Here is an 18,192-nt window from a genome sequence, read left to right as displayed (position 1 = left end):
TTCTCTCCTATTGGAACAACCTGATCGGATTGACCAGGTCGGCGGTGACGGTCAGCAGCATGTAGCCGGCCACCACCACCAAGATTACGTACGTCGCGGGCATCAGCTTGAGATAGTTGACCGGCGCCGCCGCGGTCAGGCCGCGGGCCGAGCGGATCATGTTGCGGATCTTCTCGTAGGTGGCGATCGCGATGTGCCCGCCGTCGAACGGCAGCAGCGGGACCAGGTTGATCGCGCCGAGCACGAAGTTGAGCTGGGCCAGGAAGAACCAGAACGCCACCCACAGCCCGTGGTTGACGGTGTCGCCGCCGATGATGCTGGCGCCCACCACGCTGATCGGGGTCTCCGGATCGCGTTCGTCACCGGTGATCGACGCCACCAGCGCGCCGACCTTGGTCGGGATCTTCGCCAGCGCCTTGCCCAGTTCGACGGCCAGCTCGCCGGTGAACGTGAAGGTGGCCGGCACCGCGGACAGCACGTTGTACTGGGTGGGGCCGAACTGTGCGGCGGTGACACCGATGGCGCCCACCTCGGCGGGAACCGGCTCGCCGTCCTCGCCGGCGGTGAACCGCTGTGTGGGCGTGACGTCGACGACGGTGGTGAACTCCGTGGTCACGCCGTCGACGGTGCGCTGCACGGTCAGTTCGGTGGGGCCGCGGTGTTGCCGTACCGCGGTGGCCATCTCGGTGAAGTCGGCGACCTCGGCGTCGCCGACCTTCACGATCACGTCGCCGGGCTGGATGCCGGCCAGCGCGGCCGGTCCGGGTCCGCTGCACTCGCTCAGCTCGCCTTGACGGACTTCGGCTGCCACACAAGAGGTCTCGCCGACGACGGCGGTCGTCGGCGGATTCAGGGTGGGCAGCCCCCAGATCACCGCGATGGCGTAGATGAGCACCAGCCCGATGACGAAGTTCATCCCCGGCCCGGCGAACAGCACCGCGACCCGTTTCCAGGTCTTCTGCCGGTACATCGCGTACGGCTGCTCATCGGGTTTCAACTCGTCGATCGCGGTCATGCCGGCGATGTCGCAGAAGCCGCCCAGCGGGACCGCCTTGATCCCGTATTCGGTGGATCCCAGCCGGTTGGGCCGGTGGGTCGACCACAGGGTCGGCCCGAACCCGACGAAGTAACGGCGCACCTTCATCCCGGTGGCCCGCGCCACCCACATGTGACCGCATTCGTGCAACGCCACCGACACCAGGATGGCCAGCGCGAACAGTGCGACGCCGATAGCAAACATCATGTGGTGAGCAGACCTTTTCCGTCGAGCGACCGGTCCACCGCGTGTCTTGCCACGGTGCGGGCCCAGCGCTGCGCTTCGAGTACGTCGTCCACGGTAGCGGGTTCGGCCGCCCAGGCGTCGGCAGCGCGCAGCACCTCGGCCACGATCCGCACGATCGCCGGGAACCGGATCCGCCCGGCCAGGAACGCCGCGGCGGCCTCCTCGTTGGCGGCGTTGTACACCGCGGTCAGGCAACCGCCCCGCTCCCCGGCCTGCCGGGCCAGTTCCACGGCGGGGAAGACCTCGTTGTCGACGGGTTCGAACGTCCAGGTGGAGGCGGTGCTGAAGTCGCAGGCCGGCGCCGCGCCGGGCACCCGGTCCGGCCAGCTCAGCGCCAGTGCGATGGGCAGTTTCATATCGGGTGGGCTGGCCTGCGCCAGGGTGGAGCCGTCGGTGAACGTCACCATCGAGTGCACGATCGACTGCGGGTGCACGACGACGTCGATGCGGTCGTAGTCGATGCCGAACAGCAGATGGGTCTCGATGAGTTCGAGCCCCTTGTTGACCAGTGACGCCGAGTTGAGGGTGTTCATCGGCCCCATGGACCAGGTCGGGTGGGCGCCGGCCTGTTCCGGGGTGACGGTCTCGAGTTGTTCGGCGGTCCAGCCGCGGAACGGCCCGCCGGAGGCGGTGAGCACGATCCGGGCGACCTCGTCGGGGCTGCCGCCGCGCAGGCACTGCGCCATGGCCGAGTGTTCGGAGTCCACCGGGACGATCTGCCCGGGCCCGGCGGCCTTGAGCACCAGCGAACCGCCTGCCACCAGCGACTCCTTGTTGGCCAGTGCGAGCCGGGCCCCGGTGTCCAGCGCCGCCAGCGTGGGTTCCAGGCCCAACGCACCGACCAGCGCGTTGAGCACCACGTCCACTCCGGTGGTCTCGGCCGCGGCGTGCACCAGCCGGGTGGCCGCGTCCGGACCGGCGAACGTCACGTCGTCGAGTCGGTCGGCGGCCGCCGGATCGGCCACGGCGATGTTGCGCACCCCGGTCTCGGCGCGCTGGCGGGCCAGCAGCTCCGGATTCCCGCCGCCGGCCGCCAGCCCCACCACCTCGAAGCGGTCCGGATTGGCGGCGATGACCTCCAGCGCCTGGGTGCCGATCGAGCCGGTGCTGCCCAGGATCAACACCCGCAGCCGGCCGGTTTTCTCGTCACCTCGCAAGGGACCTCGCAGCGCCTCGGCAGCAGCACCACCGGAAGTAGTCACCGCACCATTGTGCCGCGTGCCGCCCGGCCCGCGCCGGGGCGTGCGGCCGGCGGGTCGGCGGCGTGGACCGGACGGATACGACAAGGTGTCGTATGCCAGAATGAGGCCAGCTGCCGGGACTCATTGTGAGGAGAAGCTGTGGCGACAACCGAGGTCGAACGACGCAACGACGTGGACGTCGAGGAAGTGCCGTCCGCGGAGTGGGGCTGGTCCAAGCAGAACCCGCGTGCGCTGCAGTTCGGCGGGGTGCTCGCCGCGCTCTTCCTGCTGGCGATGTTGCACGGCAACCACAACGGCCGGGTCGAGGACCTCTACCTGATCGGCTTCGCCGCGCTGGTGCTGCTGTTCGTGGGCCGCGACTGGTGGCTGCGTCGCCGCGGCCTGCTGCGCTGATCCGGCCCGCGTCGGCCGGCCGGTAGGCCGATCCGCCGTCCGGCCGGTCCGGGTTCGCCTTCGGTGGCCGCTAATCGACCGGGAGAAGATCGGAGTCCACCGGCCGGTGGCCGCCCCGGAACATGTCTTCCACATCGCCGATCACGGCGTCCGGCCGCCCGGCGGCGGTCAGGGCGTGACGTTTGAAGACCCGGGCCGCCGCGCTCGGCCGGTAGTGCACCCGGTCGACGGGGCCGGCCAACTCGGCGCCGCCCCATACGACGACCTCGGTGCGACCGGCCCGGGTGGTCCGGCGCACGTCGTCGACCAGATGCGGATGCGCGGCCATCAGGGCCGCCGAGACCGCCAACCCGGCCGCCGCTTCGGCGAACACCGCATCCGCCCCGCCCGCCAGCACACCGGCCCGGGCCCCCAGGATGCGCAGCGGTTGACCGCAATCGGGTTCGGCGAGTAGGACGTTGACCTCCCAGCCGGCCATCGCCCGGTCGAACACCCAGCCGCCGATGGTCCCGGCGACCTCCGCGGAATCGATCGCCAGGACGTCGAGGCGGTACTTCAACGCCCGCCCGGCCGGGATCGACTGCGGGTCCGGCAGCACCCGTTGAGGCACGTCATCGGCACGCAGGGACGGGGTCGCCATATGCAGCTCCATTCGGGTCCTCGGGCACGTGAGCGGATCATCACGTGCCGCCGCGATCGCTATGGCGCGACTCACATCACAGCGTGACATTTTTGCCTCGATCTGCAAAGGCCCGGTGCGGTTTTCGCCCGCCCGCGGCGGGTCCGGCTGTGCATTCCCGTTACATTTGCCGCCGGGACTGTAACGTAGGTGTCGAGATCCGCAGGCCTCACGGAAGGACGGCAACCCGATGCTCAACCCCGCATCCCCGGCCGGGACGACCGCCACCGGAGCACCGTCGTGAGCCTGACCGCCGGACACGGTCCGCTCGGCGCGGATCCCGCCGGCTGGTTCACCCCGCCGATCCCTGACGAGGTGGTCTTCGTCGAACCGCATCCGCGCCGCATCCAGGGCGTCCGGGACGGCCGCGCGGTGATCGACACCGAGCGGGCGCTGCTGGTGCACCGCCGCGACCGCCCGCTGTCGTACGCCTTCCCGGCGGACGTGGTGGGCGATCTGCCGCAACGGCCCGAACCCGCGGCCCCGGGATACGTCCAGGTGCCGTGGGATGCGGTCGAGGCGTGGGTCGAGGAGGGACGGCGGTTGGTGCACTACCCGCCCAACCCGTACCACCGGGTGGACTGCCACCCGACCCGACGCGCGCTGCGGGTGGCCGTCGAGGGCACCGTGCTGGTCGACACCACCGAGACCGTGATCGTGTTCGAGACGTCCCTGGCCCCGCGCCTGTACGTCGCGCCCGAACTGGTCCGCACCGACCTGCTGCGCCGGACCGACACCTCGTCGTACTGCAACTACAAGGGTCATGCGACGTACTGGGCCGCGGTCATCGGCGACACCGTGGTCGAGGATGTGGCGTGGAGCTATGAGGATCCGCGGCCGGAGAGCCTGCCGATCAAGGGGTATCTCAGTTTCGACGACACCCGGGTGCAGATGACCGCCGAACTGCCGGGCCTCAGTTGACCTGACCGGCCGGGTACTCGGCGGTGGTGAACGCCCGGCGCACCGCCGCGGCCTGCAGTGCGAACAGCTGCCGGCTGAGCTCCCATTCTGGCAGAAGCGAATCGAAGCCGTGGCAGGTGCCGGGAAACAGATGCAGCTCGGTGGGCACACCGCAGCGCAGCAGCCGCGCCGCATAGTCGAGCGCCTCGTCGCGCAGCGGGTCCAGCTCCGAGCAACTGATGAAAGCCGGTGGCGCGCCGGTCAGGTCGTCGGCACGGCCGGGCGCCGCGGCCGCGGTCGGCGCGGCGCCGGCCAGGTAATGCCGCCACATCTGGTCGCACGCCGGACCGTCGAAACCCGGGGTGGTGCAGAACTCCGCCTTCGACGGGGTGACCCGATCGTCCAGAGCCGGCTGGTGCAACAGCTGAAACACCAGCTGCGGCAGACCGTTCCGGCCGGACCGCTGGGCCAGCCCGGCGGCCAATGCACCACCGGCACTGCTGCCCGCCACCGCCAACCGCGCCGGATCGACGTCGAGGGCGGTGGCGTTGCCGGCCAGCCAGCTCAGCACCGCGGTGGCATCGTCGACGGCGGCCGGCCACGGGTGCTCGGGCGCCAGCCGGTAGTCCACCGACACCACCGTGCATTCGGCGCGCCGGGCGAGTTCCACACACTGACGGTGATCGGTGTCGAGGTTGCCCAGCACGAAGGCCCCGGCGTGGCAGTACAGCACCGCCGGTGCCACCCCGCGGCGTCCGCGGTAGATCCGGATTTCGATCGGTCCGGTGCCGCAATGGATTTCGCGGTCGTCGATGTGCACGCCGCCGGTGTCCACGGCTGCCGCGGTGGCCCGGCGGCGGTCGTCGAGAACCGCGCGCACCGTGGGCAGCAGATCCGCCGTCAGGTCGGTGCGGGTGCCCCACAGGTGGCGCAGCTCGGGAGCCAGCCGCTGCCCCGCTTCGGGCGGGTTCACCGGCTGGCCACCGGTCGGGCGTCCGCGGACACCTCCGACATGTCGGGGGCCGGCTCGAACAGGTAGTCGGCGGACCGGAATCGGCGGGTCATCGCCCAGAACGCACGTGCGCTGCGTGGCCACTGGGTGACGACCCGGCCGTTGGGTGCGCGGAAGTAGTTGTTGCACTGGGTCGACCACACCTTGCCCTGCATCCACTGATCGACCTTGGCGAGAAACGCGGCGGCGGTGTCCGGGCGGACCGCGATGTAGGAGGTGTCCCGGCGGCGCAGCCGTTTGAGGGCCTTCACGACGTAGCGGGCCTGCGCCTCGAGGATGAAGAGGACGCTGTTGGAACCGACGTTGGTGTTCGGACCGTAGAGCATGAAGAAGTTCGGGAATCCGGGCACGGTCATCCCCAGGTAGGCGTAGGCGCCGTCGCGCCACACCTCGCGCAGGGACCGCTGCCGCTCCCCGACCACCTCGATCTGGCCGAGATAGTCCGCGGCGGCGTATCCGGTCGCGCACACCACCACGTCGACCCGCCGTTCGGTGCCGTCCTCGGTGATCAGGGTGTCTCCCCGCAGTGCGCGCGCCGGGCTGGACACCACCTCGACGTTGGGACGCATCAGCGCGGCCAGATAGTCCGAGGAGAACACCAGCCGCTTACATCCCAGCGGATGGTCCGGGGTGAGTCTGCGGCGCATCTCCTCGTCGGGAACGGTGGCTTCCAGCATCTTCAGCGCGATGGCCTTGAATTCCTCGGTCTTCTCGCTACCGTCCTCGATCACCGAGATGTTGGCCTCGCTGCGCAACCACAACCGGGTGCGGTAGATCCGCTTCGCGAACGGCACATGGCGGAAGACCCACCGCTCGCGGTCGGAGTACGGCCGGTCCGGTTTGGGCAGGATCCAGGTCGGCGACCGCTGCACCGAGTACACCCTGTCGGCGATCTTGGCCAGTTCCGGGATCAGTTGCGATGCGGTGGATCCGGTGCCCAGCACCGCGATGCGTTTGCCGTGCAGGTCGATGCCGTGGTCCCAGCGGGCCGAGTGCATCAGGGTTCCGGTGAACGGTTCCTCCTCGACCAGATCCGGCATGACCGGCCGGGTGAACATGCCCACCGCCGACACCACGACGTCGAAGTTGTGTTGCTCCCCGGCGCCGGTGGTCAACATCCACTGCCGGCTGGTCGGATTCCACCGCGCCGAGGTGATCTCGGTGTTGAGCCGCAGATGCGGGCCGAGCCGGTGCCGCTGCGCGCACCGCTCGAAGTACCGCAGGATCTCCGGCTGCGCCGGCCACAGCCGGGTCCACTCGGAGTTCAGTTCGAAGGAGTAGGAGTACAGATGGGACTTCACATCACAGGCCAGGCCGGGATAGGTGTTGATCCGCCAGGTGCCGCCGACGCCGTCCTCCCGGTCGAAGATGGTGAAGTCGGTGAATCCCGCTCGTCGCAGGAAGATTCCCAGTGCGATGCCGCCGGGGCCGGCGCCGATGATGCCGACCGAGAGGTTCCTGGCCATATTCGCTCCCGCGTTATCCGATCGTCAGGCTCTGGCCGCCGTCGACGACGAGTTCCGAGCCGGTGATGAACGAGGCCTGTTCGGAGACGAGGAAGGCGACCGCGTCGGCGACCTCGGTGGGCCGGCCCAGCCGGCCGGCGGCCATGGTGGCCGCCAGCCGCCGCTGGGTGGCGTCGTCGAGCATCGGGGTGGCCACCGGTCCCGGCAGTACGGCGTTGACCCGGATCCCGGCCGCGGCGAGTTCGGCGGCGGCGATCTGGGTCAGCCCCCGCAGCGCCCATTTCGATGATCCGTAGGCCGCGTGGTTGGGGAACGCGCGCAGGGCGCCGGTGCTGCAGGTGTTGACCACCGATGCGTTGTGGGCGTGCCGCAACGGGTCGAGGGCGGCCCGGATTCCCAGGAACGGACCGAGACAGTTGACCCGCCAACTGCGTTCGAACCCCTCCGCGGTCTCGTCGGGGAGCGCGGCGCGGTGCAGCACCCCGGCGTTGTTGATCAGGGCGCTCAGGGCGCCGAATCTCCCGACGGTGGCGGCGACGGCGTCGGCCCATTGCGGTGCGGAGGTGACGTCCAGCGCGAGGGGCAGCACCGTATCGCCGTCGAGGTCCGCCACCGACCCGTGCAGTTCGTCGACGAGCACATCGCAGGCGGCGACCCGGTATCCGTCCTGCAACAGCCGGCGCACGATGGCGGAGCCCTGCCCGCGGGCGGCGCCGGTCACCAGCGCGACGCGTTCGGTGGTGTTCAGTGGTACCTCCCCGATGAACCCGGTGTCGTCGAGGTCTCCGGCAGGTCGTCGCGGGGCGCGGTCGCCTCCGCCAGATGCGCTGCGGCGCCGCGGCGTAACGCCTGCCCTTCGGAGGCCAGCGTGATGACCCGGAAACCGCGTGCGGCCATGGCGCGCCCAGCGGCACCGTCGCCGGCGTGGATTCCGGTGACCAGACCCGCCGACGCGGCGGCCTGCTGGATCCGGTCGATCGTGTCGTCCACCTCGGTCACCCGCCCGGCGCCGCCGGGTCCGTGGCCCATCGACAGCGACAGATCGGCGGGACCGACGTAGATGCCGGAAAGCCCGGGCACGGCGCAGATCTCGGCGATGTTCCGCACCCCGCGGATGGTCTCCACCATCGCGAAGACCGCCACCCGGTCCTGCAGGACCGTCGGATCGTGGCCGAGGTCGGATCGCAGCGGACCGAAACTACGCACCCCCGACGGCGGATACCGGGTGGCGGCCACCGCCTCGGCGGCCTGTTGTGCGGTCTCGACCATCGCGATGATCACCGCGTCGGCGCCGGCGTCGAGGACCCGTCCGATCGGTGCGGGCGCCGCCGACGGCAGCCGCACCGCGGTCGCGATCGGCACCTGCTGCAACCGGCGCAGCAGCGTGGCCACATCGGCGTCGTCGAGGTAGCCGTGTTGGGTGTCGAAACCGATGTAGTCGTAACCGGCGCGGGCGAACTCCTCCGGGCCGAGCGCGGTGGGCCCGGTGATCCACCCGCCCCACAGCTGCGGTTTGGCGGTCAGCGCCTGATGGAATCGGCCGGCTGTCATCGGATCACCCGACGATCGCGATCTTGATGCGCTCCGGCGCCGGACGGCAGGCCAGTTCGAACGCGGCCTGCGCCTCGTCGGCCCCGAAGGTGTGGGTCAGATACCGGGTGAGCAGATCGGAATGCTCGCGGGCGAAGGCGTCGGCGCGGGCCAGCATCCGCCGGCGGTCCAGGGTGACACCGGATTTCAGGGTGAGGTTGTTGCGCAGCATCGCCCGCATGTTGATCGGGTAGCTGTCGTCGTCGGGCACCCCGAAGTAGAACACCGTGCCGCCGAACGCGGTCGCCTCGATCGCGTGGTTGAGGGTGGCGACCTGATGGCCGACAGCCTCGATCACGACGTCGGCACGGTCGTCGGCGCCGAGGTGGCGTATCCACCTGTCGCTGGTGGCGCGCACCACGGTGTCGACGCCGAACTCCTTGCCGACGAGTTCGCGGTCCACCGGGTCCACCCCGGTGACGTGGGCGGCGCCGGCGGCCTTGGCGACGTAGGAGAACAGCAGCCCGATCGACCCCTGCCCGATGACCGCGACCCGCCGGCCGGTCAGATCCCCGAGTTGTTCGACGGCGTAGAGCACACAGGCCAGCGGTTGCAACGCGACCGCGTGGCGCGGTTCCAGCGCGGCGTCGTAGCGGGCCAGCCCGTCCCCGTCGGCCGTCACCCGGGCCTGCAGCCCGTCGAAACCCGACGCCCACCCGACCACGCGGTCGCCGGGATGGTGCTGCGGGTGCCGGCTGGCGATGACCTCCCCGGCGATCTCGTGGATCGGGAAACCGGGTATCTCACAGGTGCTCACACCGGTGTCACCCGGGAGCCGGCCCTGGGTGCCGCGGAATCCGGGCAGATCGCTGCCGCACACCCCGGCGGCGAGGAACCGCAACAGCACCTGACCGTCGCGCAGCCCGTCCGGATCCGGTTCGGGCACCTCGATCCGGTCGAAACGGTACGGCGCGGTGAGGCGATAGGCCCACATGTCACACCTCCACCGGGACGACGCTCCAGCCCCACTGGAAACTCGACGGCGGCCGGTAGGCGTCCTCGGCGCGGATCCGGTACTCCGGGACCCGGCGCAGCCATTCGGTGACCATGACGTCGATCTCCAGGCGGGCGAGGTGGAAACCGAGGCAGAAGTGTTGCCCCCGGCCGAACGCCAGGGTGCGCGGAATCGGCCGATTCCAGCGGAATTCGTCGGGGCGGTCGAATTCGCGTTCGTCGCGGTTGGCCGACGCGAGCAGGGTGATGATCCGTTGGCCCGGCCGCATGGTGACGCCGTGCAGGGTGTAGGGCTTGCGCAGGGTGCGGGCGAACCATTGTGCCGGTGCGCAGTACCGGATCATCTCCTCGCGCGCCTGCGGAACCGCGGTGTCCGGATCGGCGCGCACCGCGGCCAGTTGATCGGGCCGGTCGGCCAGTTCCCACAGCCCGTGGGCGACGATCTTGGGGACGGTCTCGGTGCCGCCGATGAACACGCACAGCATCTGGGTGGCGACCTCGACATCGTCGAGCGCCCGGCCGTCCGGCAACCGGTAGCGGATCAACCCGTCGACGATCGGCAGTGACCCGTCGGCGTCCTCGGCGCGCCGGCGCTGCACGACCGGGACGAGGTATTCCAGGTATCCCGGGCGGGCGGCGGCGGTGTCGACACCCTTGTCCTGCTGCGGCAGGCTGCCGGCGTTGACCGTGGCCAGCACGTCGGGCGCCAGCTTTGTCGGCACACCGAGCAGATCGCACACCATGGCGGCGGCGACCACACCGGCGTACTCCTGGGTGAGGTCGAAGGTGCCGCGCGGCAGCAACGCGTCGAGCCGTTCGGTGGCCAGTTCCCGGATCCGGTCGCGCATCCCGGCCACCGACCGAGGCCGGAACGGTGCACTGTGGGTCCGCCGGACGCTGTTGTAGAGCGGCGCGTCGAACACCGCGTGGAACGGCAGCGGCTGCAGCGGAGGATCCGGCACCGGACCGGAATTGTGCCGGGCCAGTGTGGTTGCCGGCGGCAGGGTGCCCTCGGAGGCGACGAAGGTGCCGTCGTTGACCTCGAGCACCTGCCAGATGTCCTCGAACCGGGACAGCGCGTAGGTGTCCCACTTCGCCACGTGGTACACCGGATGGCGGTCCCGCAGCACCCGGTAGTACGGCAGCGGGTCGGCCATGACGTCCGGATCGAACGGGTCGTAGCTGAAGGTCTCGTGGCTGAAGGTCTCGTGACTGACGGTCATTGCAGCGGTGAGGGGGGTAGCGCGGCCAGAACCGAATCCTCCCAACCGTCGCGGAGCGCCGGCGCCACCCGCATCCAGGTGATCAGCTCGGGATCGGGTTCGGGTCCGAACGACGGGTAGTGCTCGGCGAAGGTCTCCCATTCGCCGTCGAGCGCCCAGTAGTGGATGACCTCGTTGTAGCGGAACGTGGTGATGAACGAGCCGAGCCACCGTTTGCCGGTGCGCTCCGACCAGGGCACGTAGAGCCGTTCGAGTTCACGGATGTAGTCGGCCTGCCGCCCGGGCTTGGTCTGCATGATCTCCTGGATGACCAGTCCCGCGGTGAAGCCGGCCTCCTGCAACCGGGCCAGCGGTTTGTTCTGGGCGGCCGGGTACATGATCCGCCCCTCCCCCGAGGCGCCGATCGTCGCCAGGTAATCCGCCCACCGCCGCGCCGGTTCCGCGTGGCTGCCGCCGCGGGCCTGCGCCGCCCCGATCCGGGCGTAGTCGCGGTAGCCGTCGGTCTCCCAGATGACGGTGGCCTGGGGCCGGTGTCCGTTGTAGGGCGTGGTCTCCCAGATCGCGAACAGCCGCGCACCCAACTCGGACATCATCGGGTGGTAGATGTCGTCGAACGCCTCGACGAACTGGTCGCTGCGACCCGAACCGAGGGCGATCGTCTCGTGCAGATAGAGCATGCCGTCACTTTCCGCCGGTGCCAGTCGTTGACACACGCAGTACGGAGCGTGACACTTGAGCGATGTTTTGTAAAGCACCGGGAGGCGATGCGCCGTGCTGAATCCCACCCCGCTGGCCAAGGGGTTCTGCTTCGGCGAGGGTCCGCGCTGGTTCGAGGGACTGCTGTGGTTCTCCGACATGCTGGGCGAGGCAGTGCACACCGTCGACCTGAACGGATCGATGACCACTCTGCCGCTGCCCGGCCACGCCCCGTCCGGGCTGGGATTCCGGCCGGACGGCTCACTGTTGATCGCCTCCACCGAAGCGCGCTGCGTACTGCGCTATGACGGCGAAACCGTCACCACCATCGCCGATCTCAGTGCGTTCGCGCCGGACAACCTGGGCGACATGGTGGTCGACGACGCGGGCCGCGCCTACGTCGGCTCCCAGGCCTATTCGGGTGGGGTGATCGTGCGGGTGGATCCCGACGACCCCGATGACCCGGTGACGGTGGTGGCCGAGGACCTGGACTTTCCCAACGGCATGGTGATCACCGAGGACCGCAGCACGTTGATCGTCGCCGAGTCGATCGGGCGGCGGCTGACCTCCTACCGCATCGCCGCCGACGGCACGCTGACCGACCGGGAGGTGTTCGCCGACGGGCTGGACGGGCCGCCCGACGGTATCGCGCTCGACGCCGCCGGGGCGGTGTGGACGTCGATGACGCTGGCGCACCGATTCGACCGGATTCTGCCCGGTGGCGAGGTGACCGACCGCATCGACATCGGCGGCCGCGCCGCGATCGCCTGCGCGCTCGGCGGACCGGGACGCAACCTGCTGTTCTTGCTGTCGACCACCGACGCCTACCCGAAGCGGTTGATCGGCACCCAGTCGGCGCGACTGGATGTGGTCAAGGTCGACGTTGCGGGGGCCGGTCTGCCGTGAGCGACTGCTATTACGAGCTCCTCGACGCCGACGATCCGGCCGGCGAACGTTTCGCCCCCACCGATCTGGTGCGCAGCACCTGGGGCGCCACCATGCAGCACGCGGCCCCGGTCTCGGCGCTGCTGGTGCGGTCACTGCAACGCTGCGAACAGCGCGACGACACCCGACTGAGCCGGGTGATGATCGACCTGCTGGGACCGGTGCCGGCCGACGGCGACTGCTGGGTGCGCTCCCGGCTGGAGCGCCCCGGCCGGCAGATCGAACTGGTCAGCGCCGAGATGCTCGCCGCCGGGCCGGACGGTACCCCGCGGCCGGTGGCCCGGGCCAGCGGATGGCGGATGCAGCAGACCGACACCCGTGAACTGGTGAGCGCCTCGGCGCCGCCGCTGCGTCCGGTGTCGGAGGGCCGCGACCCCGGCTACGTGCAGGATTGGGACACCAACTATCTGCACAGCGTCCAGTGGCGGTGGCTGACCCGTCCGCTGCAGGAGAGCCCCGGGGAGTCCTGGTTGCGGCCGACCGTGGACATCGTCAAGGGCGAGCAGATGTCGCAGCTGGAGCGGTTGTTCGCGGTGGCCGACGACGCCAACGGGATCGGCAGCAAGATCGACATCCGCAACTGGACCTTCCTCAACACCGATCTGGTGGTGCATGTGCACCGGGTTCCGGACGGCGAGTGGATCGGGATCCGTGCCGAGACCAGCTACGGCCCCGACGGGGTGGGCACCACGATCGGCACGCTGTTCGACGAGTCCGGCGCGGTCGGCGCGATCCAGCAGTCGGTCCTGGTCCGGCGGCGTTAGCCGACCGGCCGGCGGCGGCGCTAGCCGACCGGGACCAGCCGGACCGGCACCCCGTTGAGCACCGACATCCCCGCCAGGCGTTCCAGGTCGGCGCTGTCATTGGAGGTCAGTTCGTTGACGTTGGCGCCGGCCAGCCGGTTGGCCAGCCGCCAGCCCCCGTTGTGGCCCCAGCCGTGCGGGATCGCCACCGTGCCGGGCGTCATCTCGTCTGTGCACAACGCCTCGGTTTCGATTGCCCCGTAGGGTGATTCGATCCGAACCGGTCCCCCGTGGGTGACGCCGGCAGCGGCGGCGTCGGCCGGATGGATGCGGGCGCGGTGCCGCCGGTCCCCTTTCATCAGCGTGGGGCTGTTGTGCATCCAGGTGTTCTGCGACCGCATCTCCCGCATGCCGATCGCCAGCAGCGGATAGGCCGGATCGTCCGGATGGCGTTGCCCCAACCGGTGCACCTCGGCGACGACCTCGTCCGGGGCGAGGCACACCCTGCCGCCGCGGTGGCGCACCACCTTGCCGAGCACCCCGGTCGGCACCCGGTCGGCCACCACGATGCCGTGCGGATTCTCCCGCAGCCGCCGCGGGTTCAGCCCACCGCGCCGCAGTCCGAACCGATCGCCGTACGGGCCGAGCCGCAGCAGCAGCTCCATCAGCCGCCGTGGGGTCAGCCGGCCGACACCGCGCCGGTCCAGCCAGGCCAGCACCGGGTTGAGACGTTCCAGCGGCCCGGTGGCGAACAGCGACAACCCCATTCGGCGGGCCAGCTCGTCGAACACCTCCCATTCGTTACGGGCCTCGCCGTAGGCCCCCACCACCGGTTCGGCGGACTGGATGAACACCGTCGGACAGTTGGCGGCGAACCCATAGGGGTAGTCATCGCGTTCCAGGAAGGTGGTCGCCGGCAGCACGTAGTGGGCGTGCCGGTTCGTCTCGGTGACGTAGAAGTCCAGTGAGACAATCAGATCGAGCTTGCCCAGCACCTTCTCCAGCGCGGGCCCGTTGGGCACGGTGAGCACCGGGTTCCCGGCGGTGACGAACAACGCCCGCAGCTGCCCGTCGCCCGGGGTGTTGATCTCGTCGGCCATCAGCGCCGCCGGGAATGTGCTGATCACCTCCGGCAGGCCGCCGATCCTCGACCGCTCGGTGCCGTAGGTGAGCCGGCCGGTGCGCTCGCCGAGTTCCTCGAACGGGATCACCGCATGCGCCATCAGCAGACCGCCCTCGCGGTCCAGGTTTCCGGTGACGATGCTCAGCGCGTCGAGCAAGAAGCTCACCAGGGTGCCGTGCCGGCCCAGGCAGGCGCCGGTCCGCCCGTAGGCGGCCGCGGTCGGCGCCGCCGCGAAATCCCTTGCCAGCGAACGCACCACGTCGGCCGGCACACCGGTGCGTGCGGCCGTCGCCTCCGGCGGGAACCCGGCAACCAGACCCCGGAGCGTCGAACAGCCGGTGGTCTGCCGCGCGATCGCGGCGGTGTCCTCCAGCCCCTCGGCGAAGATCACCTGCAGCATCGACAACAGCAGCCAGGCATCGGAGTCCGGCCGCACCGCGATGTGTTCGAAGGCCCGCGCGGTCTCGGTGCGGCGCGGATCGACCACCACGACCCGCCCGCCGCGGCGGGTGATGTCGGTGAGGTCGTCCTTGATCCGCGGGGCGCGCAGCGCGCTGCCGTGGGAGACGAACGGATTGGCGCCGAGCATGAACAGGAAGTCGGTGCGCGGCAGATCCGGGAACGGGATCTGGCTGGCCGCACCGTAGAGCAGCTTGCTCGCCACGAACCGGCTGTTGATGTCCTGGGAACCGGACGAGTACTGATGCCTGGAACCGAGCCGGGCGACGAACATCCCGGACCACAGCGCGGTCGCGTACCCGAACGCCACCGGGTTTCCGAAGTACTGGCCGATCGCGCCGCCGCCGTGGCGGTCGCGGATCGCGGTCAGCCGGGCGGCGATGTCGTCGAGCGCCTCGTCCCAGCCGACCCGTTCGAATTCGCCGTCGGCACGCCGGCGCAGCGGATACAGCACCCGGTCCGGATCGTTCTGCACCTCGGTGAAGGCGATGCCCTTCGGGCAAGCCCGGCCGCGCGACAGCGGGTGGTCCGGATCGGGCCGCAGCGACTGCAGTCGCCCGTCCTCGACGGTGGCGATCAACCCGCACAACGGTTCACAGATGCGGCAGTAGGTGACACGCTGCTCGGTTGCCATGTGCCCTCCGGTGTTCGTCGGCCGACTGCAGGGCGTCACCAGATGTTCGCGGCTGGGATCTCCCGACACCGGGACGCTCCGAATCCGTTCCCCCGGCAGGATCTCAGTCGACGAGCCGTAACGCCGCGGCCGGGCACTGGGTGACGGCCTGCTGCATCCGCTCCCGGTCGGACTCCGGGCGTTCCGGCTCGATGATCCGCACCATCCCGTCGTCGCCGACCTCGAACACATCGTCGGCGATCGCCTCGCAGATGCCGTGGCCGGTGCAGACCGTCAGATCGACCTCGACTCGCATATCCGTCCTATCGCAGGCTATTGCACGTACGCCGGAACCCGTTTGATGCCGTGCACGAAGCTGCTCAGCAGGTACTCCGGTTCACCGAACTCGATGGTACGCAGCCGGGTCAGCAGTTCCCGGAACAGGTTTCGCAGCTCACTCTTGGCCAGCTGGTTGCCCAGACAGAAATGTGGTCCGCCGCCGCCGAACCCGACGTGCGGGTTGGGCATCCGTTGCAGGTTGAAGGCGTGCGGATCGTCGAACACCGACTCGTCGCGGTTCGCCGAGCAGTAGAACAGGCCGAGTTTGTCACCGGCCTTGATGGGCTGCCCGGCGATCTCGGTGTCGGCGGTCGCGAACCGGGCGAACTGCAGCACCGGGGTGGCGTAGCGAACGAACTCCTCGATGGCGGGGCCGATCCGGTTGTCGAAATCGGCCATCAACCAGTCCCGCTGCTCGGGGTGGGCGGCCAGCGCCATCAGCGCGTGGGTGGTGGTCTGTTTGGTGGTGTCGTTGCCCGCCGAGGAGAGCAGGATCATGAAGGCGCCGATCTCCTCGTCGGTCAGGCGGTGGCCGTCCACCTCGGCGTTGACGATGCTGGTCATCAGATCGTCGCCGGGGTTCTTGCGGCGGAACTTGGCCAGTTCGATGCCGGTGTTGGACAGCAGCAGCATCTCGTTGACGGTGTCGGCGGCGCGCTCCTCCAGCGAGCTGTACTCGTCGTCGCTCATGGAGAACAGCTTCTCCGCGGCCGCGGCGACCGCCTCGTGATCGGACCGCGGCACCCCGAGCATGTCGCAGATGGTCAGCATCGGCAGCCGCGCCGAACACGCCTTGACGAAATCGATGTTCCCGGCGCCGATCAGGTCGTCGACGATGGCGACCGCGTTGGCGTGGATCTGTTCTTCGATGCGGCGCACGTTGCGCGGGGTGAACGCCGAACTGATCAACCGCCGGTACACGGTGTGCTGCGGCGGATCCATCATCAGGAAGAAGGTGGCGATCTGCTGCAGTTCGGCCGGCATCGGGTCCAGCGCCACCCCCTGGGTGGAGGTGAACAGCTCCGGATGCTGGCTGACGTGACAGATGTCGGCCCGCCGGGTGATCGCCCAGAATCCGGGCTCGACCTTGTCGAAGATCGTCGGCAGCGGTGCGTGCCAGGTCACCCCGTCGGTGGCGCGCAGCTTGGCGAACGTCTCGTCGCGCACCGCGAACGGCCGGCTCCAGAAGTCGCGGGACGAGATGTCGTGCGGACTGTGTTCGCGGGTCTCCGGTGTGCTGGCGACCGTCATTGGGCTCCCTCCTGACCGCCTGCCGAATATAGGCGAATTCGCCCTCCGAAGCGTGACACTTCGACGATTTTTTGTAAAGGTTTGAAGATGCCTGACCGAATCGCCGCGTCAGCTCGGGAACGGATCCTGACCGCCACCGCCGAGGTGCTCGGCCGCGCCGGGATGACCAAGCTGAGCCTGTCGGACGTGGCGCAGCAGGCCGGGGTGTCCCGCCCCACCCTGTACCGCTGGTTCTCCGGGAAGGAGGAACTGCTCGACGCGTTCGCGCAGTGGGAGCGGCAGATGTACGAACGGGCGTTGGCCGAGGCCACCGCGGGACTGCCGGCCGAGGAGCGGCTCGATGCAGTGCTGCGGGTGATCGTCGAGTATCAGCAGTCCTATCCCGGTCTGCGCATGGTCGACATCGAGCCCGCCCACCTGATCGGCAGATTGTCGGCCATCCTGCCGGTGATGCGGGATCGGCTGGAACGGCTGTGCACCGGCCCGACCGCCTCGGCGGCCGCGGCCACCGCGGTGCGGGTCGCGGTGTCGCACTACCTGGTGCAGAGCGACGACGCCGGGGACTTCCTGGCCCAGCTGCGACACGCGGTGGGGCTGCCGATCGCACCCGGCGCGGTTTCGGCGAAAACGCCGTTACAGCCGCGCCGGAATCCGTAATGTCGGCCTGATCACGCCGCAGGGGGCGGCGGCACGGAGGGGCCTCTACAGTGGCAGTGGGACAATCACCCCGACGAATATTAGGGCTGCAGCAGTGAACCAACCAACAGACCAGCAGGCCGCGCCGGAGGAGGAGGCATCGACGCGGCATCGCATCCTGGAGGCGACCGCCGAGGTGCTCAGCCGCGCCGGGAAGCGGAAACTCAGCCTGTCCGAGGTGGCGCTCCAGGCCGGGGTGTCTCGGCCGACGCTGTACCGGTGGTTCGCTTCCAAAGAGGATCTGCTCGACGCGTTCGGCGCCTACGAACGGCAGCTGTTCGACACCGGCATCAGCAAGGCGACCGCGGGTCTGCGGGGCAACGAGAAGCTCGACGCCGCACTGCGATTCATCGTCGAATATCAGCATTCATACTCTGGGGTGCGGCTGGTCGACATCGAGCCCGAGGTGGTGATCGCCCAGTTGTCGCAGGTGATCCCGGTGATGCGGGCCCGCCTGCAACGGCTGCTGCCCGGCGCGAACGGGGCGGTGAAGGCGGCCACGGCGATCCGGGTGGCGGTGTCGCACTACATTGTCCGCAGCGACGACGACGACCAGTTCCTGGCCCAGCTGCGCCACGCGGTGGGGATCAAGGCGCCGGCCGGCGAACCCGCACCGGCGCGCTGAT

The 18,192-nt window shown here is 69.7% G+C and carries 19 protein-coding genes; 6 read left to right on the top strand and 13 right to left on the bottom strand.

Annotated features, from left to right (window positions below):
- Positions 1 to 7 precede the first annotated feature (7 nt).
- Both CKW28_RS08295 and dxr read right to left on the bottom strand, forming a co-directional pair.
- Positions 8 to 1,243 (bottom strand): M50 family metallopeptidase, encoded by a 1,236-nt coding sequence (locus CKW28_RS08295; RefSeq protein ID WP_003927176.1) that lies wholly within the window; start codon positions 1,241 to 1,243, stop codon positions 8 to 10.
- A complete protein-coding gene (gene dxr / locus CKW28_RS08290) occupies positions 1,240 to 2,451 on the bottom strand; it encodes a 1-deoxy-D-xylulose-5-phosphate reductoisomerase (RefSeq protein WP_435405821.1) in 1,212 nt (403 codons plus the stop codon). The genes CKW28_RS08295 and dxr overlap by 4 nt, the downstream gene beginning before the upstream one ends.
- A gap of 171 nt (positions 2,452 to 2,622) precedes the next feature.
- Here dxr and CKW28_RS08285 point away from each other — a divergent pair, with 171 nt between their 5' ends.
- The gene (locus tag CKW28_RS08285) at positions 2,623 to 2,877 is read left to right on the top strand and encodes a DUF2631 domain-containing protein (RefSeq protein ID WP_003927178.1); all 255 of its coding nucleotides are present in this window, start codon (positions 2,623 to 2,625) and stop codon (positions 2,875 to 2,877) included.
- A 70-nt stretch (positions 2,878 to 2,947) separates the two neighbouring features.
- Here the strand turns inward: CKW28_RS08285 and CKW28_RS24295 are convergent, their stop codons facing one another.
- Positions 2,948 to 3,517 carry a hypothetical protein gene (locus tag CKW28_RS24295; RefSeq protein WP_131588066.1) on the bottom strand — a complete coding sequence of 190 codons (570 nt, stop codon included), beginning with the start codon at positions 3,515 to 3,517 and terminating at the stop codon, positions 2,948 to 2,950.
- 279 nt (positions 3,518 to 3,796) lie between these two features.
- Here CKW28_RS24295 and CKW28_RS08275 point away from each other — a divergent pair, with 279 nt between their 5' ends.
- A complete protein-coding gene (locus CKW28_RS08275) occupies positions 3,797 to 4,477 on the top strand; it encodes a DUF427 domain-containing protein (protein WP_003927180.1) in 681 nt (226 codons plus the stop codon).
- Here CKW28_RS08275 and CKW28_RS08270 read toward each other — a convergent pair.
- The 7 genes from CKW28_RS08270 to CKW28_RS08240 are packed head-to-tail and all read right to left on the bottom strand — an operon-like array spanning position 4,470 to position 11,378.
- Complete coding sequence (locus CKW28_RS08270) at positions 4,470 to 5,429, bottom strand: alpha/beta hydrolase (protein ID WP_003927181.1); 960 nt, start codon at positions 5,427 to 5,429, stop codon at positions 4,470 to 4,472. The two genes, CKW28_RS08275 and CKW28_RS08270, sit on opposite strands and share 8 nt — an antisense overlap.
- Positions 5,426 to 6,934, bottom strand: a complete 1,509-nt coding sequence (locus tag CKW28_RS08265) for a flavin-containing monooxygenase (RefSeq protein ID WP_003927182.1) — start codon at positions 6,932 to 6,934, stop codon at positions 5,426 to 5,428. Before CKW28_RS08265 ends, CKW28_RS08270 begins: the two co-directional genes overlap by 4 nt.
- Positions 6,935 to 6,947: 13 nt before the next feature.
- A complete protein-coding gene (locus CKW28_RS08260) occupies positions 6,948 to 7,655 on the bottom strand; it encodes an SDR family NAD(P)-dependent oxidoreductase (protein ID WP_003927183.1) in 708 nt (235 codons plus the stop codon).
- Between the two features lie 23 nt (positions 7,656 to 7,678).
- Positions 7,679 to 8,485 carry an HpcH/HpaI aldolase family protein gene (locus CKW28_RS08255; protein WP_003927184.1) on the bottom strand — a complete coding sequence of 269 codons (807 nt, stop codon included), beginning with the start codon at positions 8,483 to 8,485 and terminating at the stop codon, positions 7,679 to 7,681.
- Between the two features lie 4 nt (positions 8,486 to 8,489).
- Positions 8,490 to 9,458 carry a zinc-binding dehydrogenase gene (locus tag CKW28_RS08250; RefSeq protein WP_003927185.1) on the bottom strand — a complete coding sequence of 323 codons (969 nt, stop codon included), beginning with the start codon at positions 9,456 to 9,458 and terminating at the stop codon, positions 8,490 to 8,492.
- A gap of 1 nt (position 9,459) precedes the next feature.
- The gene (locus CKW28_RS08245) at positions 9,460 to 10,701 is read right to left on the bottom strand and encodes a cytochrome P450 (protein WP_003927186.1); all 1,242 of its coding nucleotides are present in this window, start codon (positions 10,699 to 10,701) and stop codon (positions 9,460 to 9,462) included.
- The gene (locus CKW28_RS08240; RefSeq protein WP_003927187.1) at positions 10,698 to 11,378 is read right to left on the bottom strand and encodes a hypothetical protein; all 681 of its coding nucleotides are present in this window, start codon (positions 11,376 to 11,378) and stop codon (positions 10,698 to 10,700) included. The genes CKW28_RS08245 and CKW28_RS08240 overlap by 4 nt, the downstream gene beginning before the upstream one ends.
- Positions 11,379 to 11,475: 97 nt before the next feature.
- On the opposite strand from CKW28_RS08240, the gene CKW28_RS08235 reads away from it, so the two are divergent.
- A complete protein-coding gene (locus tag CKW28_RS08235) occupies positions 11,476 to 12,303 on the top strand; it encodes an SMP-30/gluconolactonase/LRE family protein (RefSeq protein ID WP_040547927.1) in 828 nt (275 codons plus the stop codon).
- A complete protein-coding gene (locus tag CKW28_RS08230) occupies positions 12,300 to 13,106 on the top strand; it encodes a thioesterase family protein (protein ID WP_003927189.1) in 807 nt (268 codons plus the stop codon). The genes CKW28_RS08235 and CKW28_RS08230 overlap by 4 nt, the downstream gene beginning before the upstream one ends.
- A 20-nt stretch (positions 13,107 to 13,126) precedes the next feature.
- Here CKW28_RS08230 and CKW28_RS08225 read toward each other — a convergent pair whose 3' ends face one another.
- From CKW28_RS08225 to CKW28_RS08215, 3 genes are all read right to left on the bottom strand, one after another.
- Complete coding sequence (locus CKW28_RS08225; protein WP_003927190.1) at positions 13,127 to 15,301, bottom strand: molybdopterin-dependent oxidoreductase; 2,175 nt, start codon at positions 15,299 to 15,301, stop codon at positions 13,127 to 13,129.
- A gap of 103 nt (positions 15,302 to 15,404) precedes the next feature.
- A complete protein-coding gene (locus tag CKW28_RS08220; protein ID WP_003927191.1) occupies positions 15,405 to 15,596 on the bottom strand; it encodes a ferredoxin in 192 nt (63 codons plus the stop codon).
- Positions 15,597 to 15,613: 17 nt separating this feature from the next.
- Positions 15,614 to 16,870, bottom strand: coding sequence for a cytochrome P450 (locus CKW28_RS08215; RefSeq protein ID WP_003927192.1), 1,257 nt, complete (start codon positions 16,868 to 16,870; stop codon positions 15,614 to 15,616).
- An 87-nt stretch (positions 16,871 to 16,957) separates the two neighbouring features.
- Here CKW28_RS08215 and CKW28_RS08210 point away from each other — a divergent pair, with 87 nt between their 5' ends.
- Together CKW28_RS08210 and CKW28_RS08205 are read left to right on the top strand one after the other, a co-directional pair.
- Complete coding sequence (locus CKW28_RS08210) at positions 16,958 to 17,527, top strand: TetR/AcrR family transcriptional regulator (RefSeq protein WP_040547930.1); 570 nt, start codon at positions 16,958 to 16,960, stop codon at positions 17,525 to 17,527.
- Positions 17,528 to 17,621: 94 nt separating this feature from the next.
- Positions 17,622 to 18,191 carry a TetR/AcrR family transcriptional regulator gene (locus tag CKW28_RS08205; protein ID WP_003927194.1) on the top strand — a complete coding sequence of 190 codons (570 nt, stop codon included), beginning with the start codon at positions 17,622 to 17,624 and terminating at the stop codon, positions 18,189 to 18,191.
- The last annotated feature ends 1 nt before the right edge of the window (position 18,192 follow it).

It is taken from the genome of Mycolicibacterium thermoresistibile, from assembly GCF_900187065.1.
In the GTDB taxonomy this organism is placed as follows: Bacteria; Actinomycetota; Actinomycetes; order Mycobacteriales; family Mycobacteriaceae; genus Mycobacterium; species Mycobacterium thermoresistibile.
The sequence above is the reverse complement of the archived record's forward strand: the minus strand, read 5'-3'. Positions and strand labels throughout refer to the sequence as shown.

Excerpts from the sequence above, each read along its gene's own strand:
- CKW28_RS08295 (WP_003927176.1), bottom strand. The coding sequence starts at position 1,243 with ATGATGTTTGCTATCGGCGTCGCACTGTTCGCGCTGGCCATCCTGGTG.
- CKW28_RS24295 (WP_131588066.1), bottom strand. The coding sequence starts at position 3,517 with ATGGCGACCCCGTCCCTGCGTGCCGATGACGTGCCTCAACGGGTGCTG.
- CKW28_RS08265 (WP_003927182.1), bottom strand. The coding sequence starts at position 6,934 with ATGGCCAGGAACCTCTCGGTCGGCATCATCGGCGCCGGCCCCGGCGGC.
- CKW28_RS08255 (WP_003927184.1), bottom strand. The coding sequence starts at position 8,485 with ATGACAGCCGGCCGATTCCATCAGGCGCTGACCGCCAAACCGCAGCTG.
- CKW28_RS08250 (WP_003927185.1), bottom strand. The coding sequence starts at position 9,458 with ATGTGGGCCTATCGCCTCACCGCGCCGTACCGTTTCGACCGGATCGAG.
- CKW28_RS08245 (WP_003927186.1), bottom strand. The coding sequence starts at position 10,701 with ATGACCGTCAGTCACGAGACCTTCAGCCACGAGACCTTCAGCTACGAC.
- CKW28_RS08240 (WP_003927187.1), bottom strand. The coding sequence starts at position 11,378 with ATGCTCTATCTGCACGAGACGATCGCCCTCGGTTCGGGTCGCAGCGAC.
- CKW28_RS08225 (WP_003927190.1), bottom strand. The coding sequence starts at position 15,301 with ATGGCAACCGAGCAGCGTGTCACCTACTGCCGCATCTGTGAACCGTTG.
- CKW28_RS08220 (WP_003927191.1), bottom strand. The coding sequence starts at position 15,596 with ATGCGAGTCGAGGTCGATCTGACGGTCTGCACCGGCCACGGCATCTGC.
- CKW28_RS08215 (WP_003927192.1), bottom strand. The coding sequence starts at position 16,870 with ATGACGGTCGCCAGCACACCGGAGACCCGCGAACACAGTCCGCACGAC.
- CKW28_RS08210 (WP_040547930.1), top strand. The coding sequence starts at position 16,958 with ATGCCTGACCGAATCGCCGCGTCAGCTCGGGAACGGATCCTGACCGCC.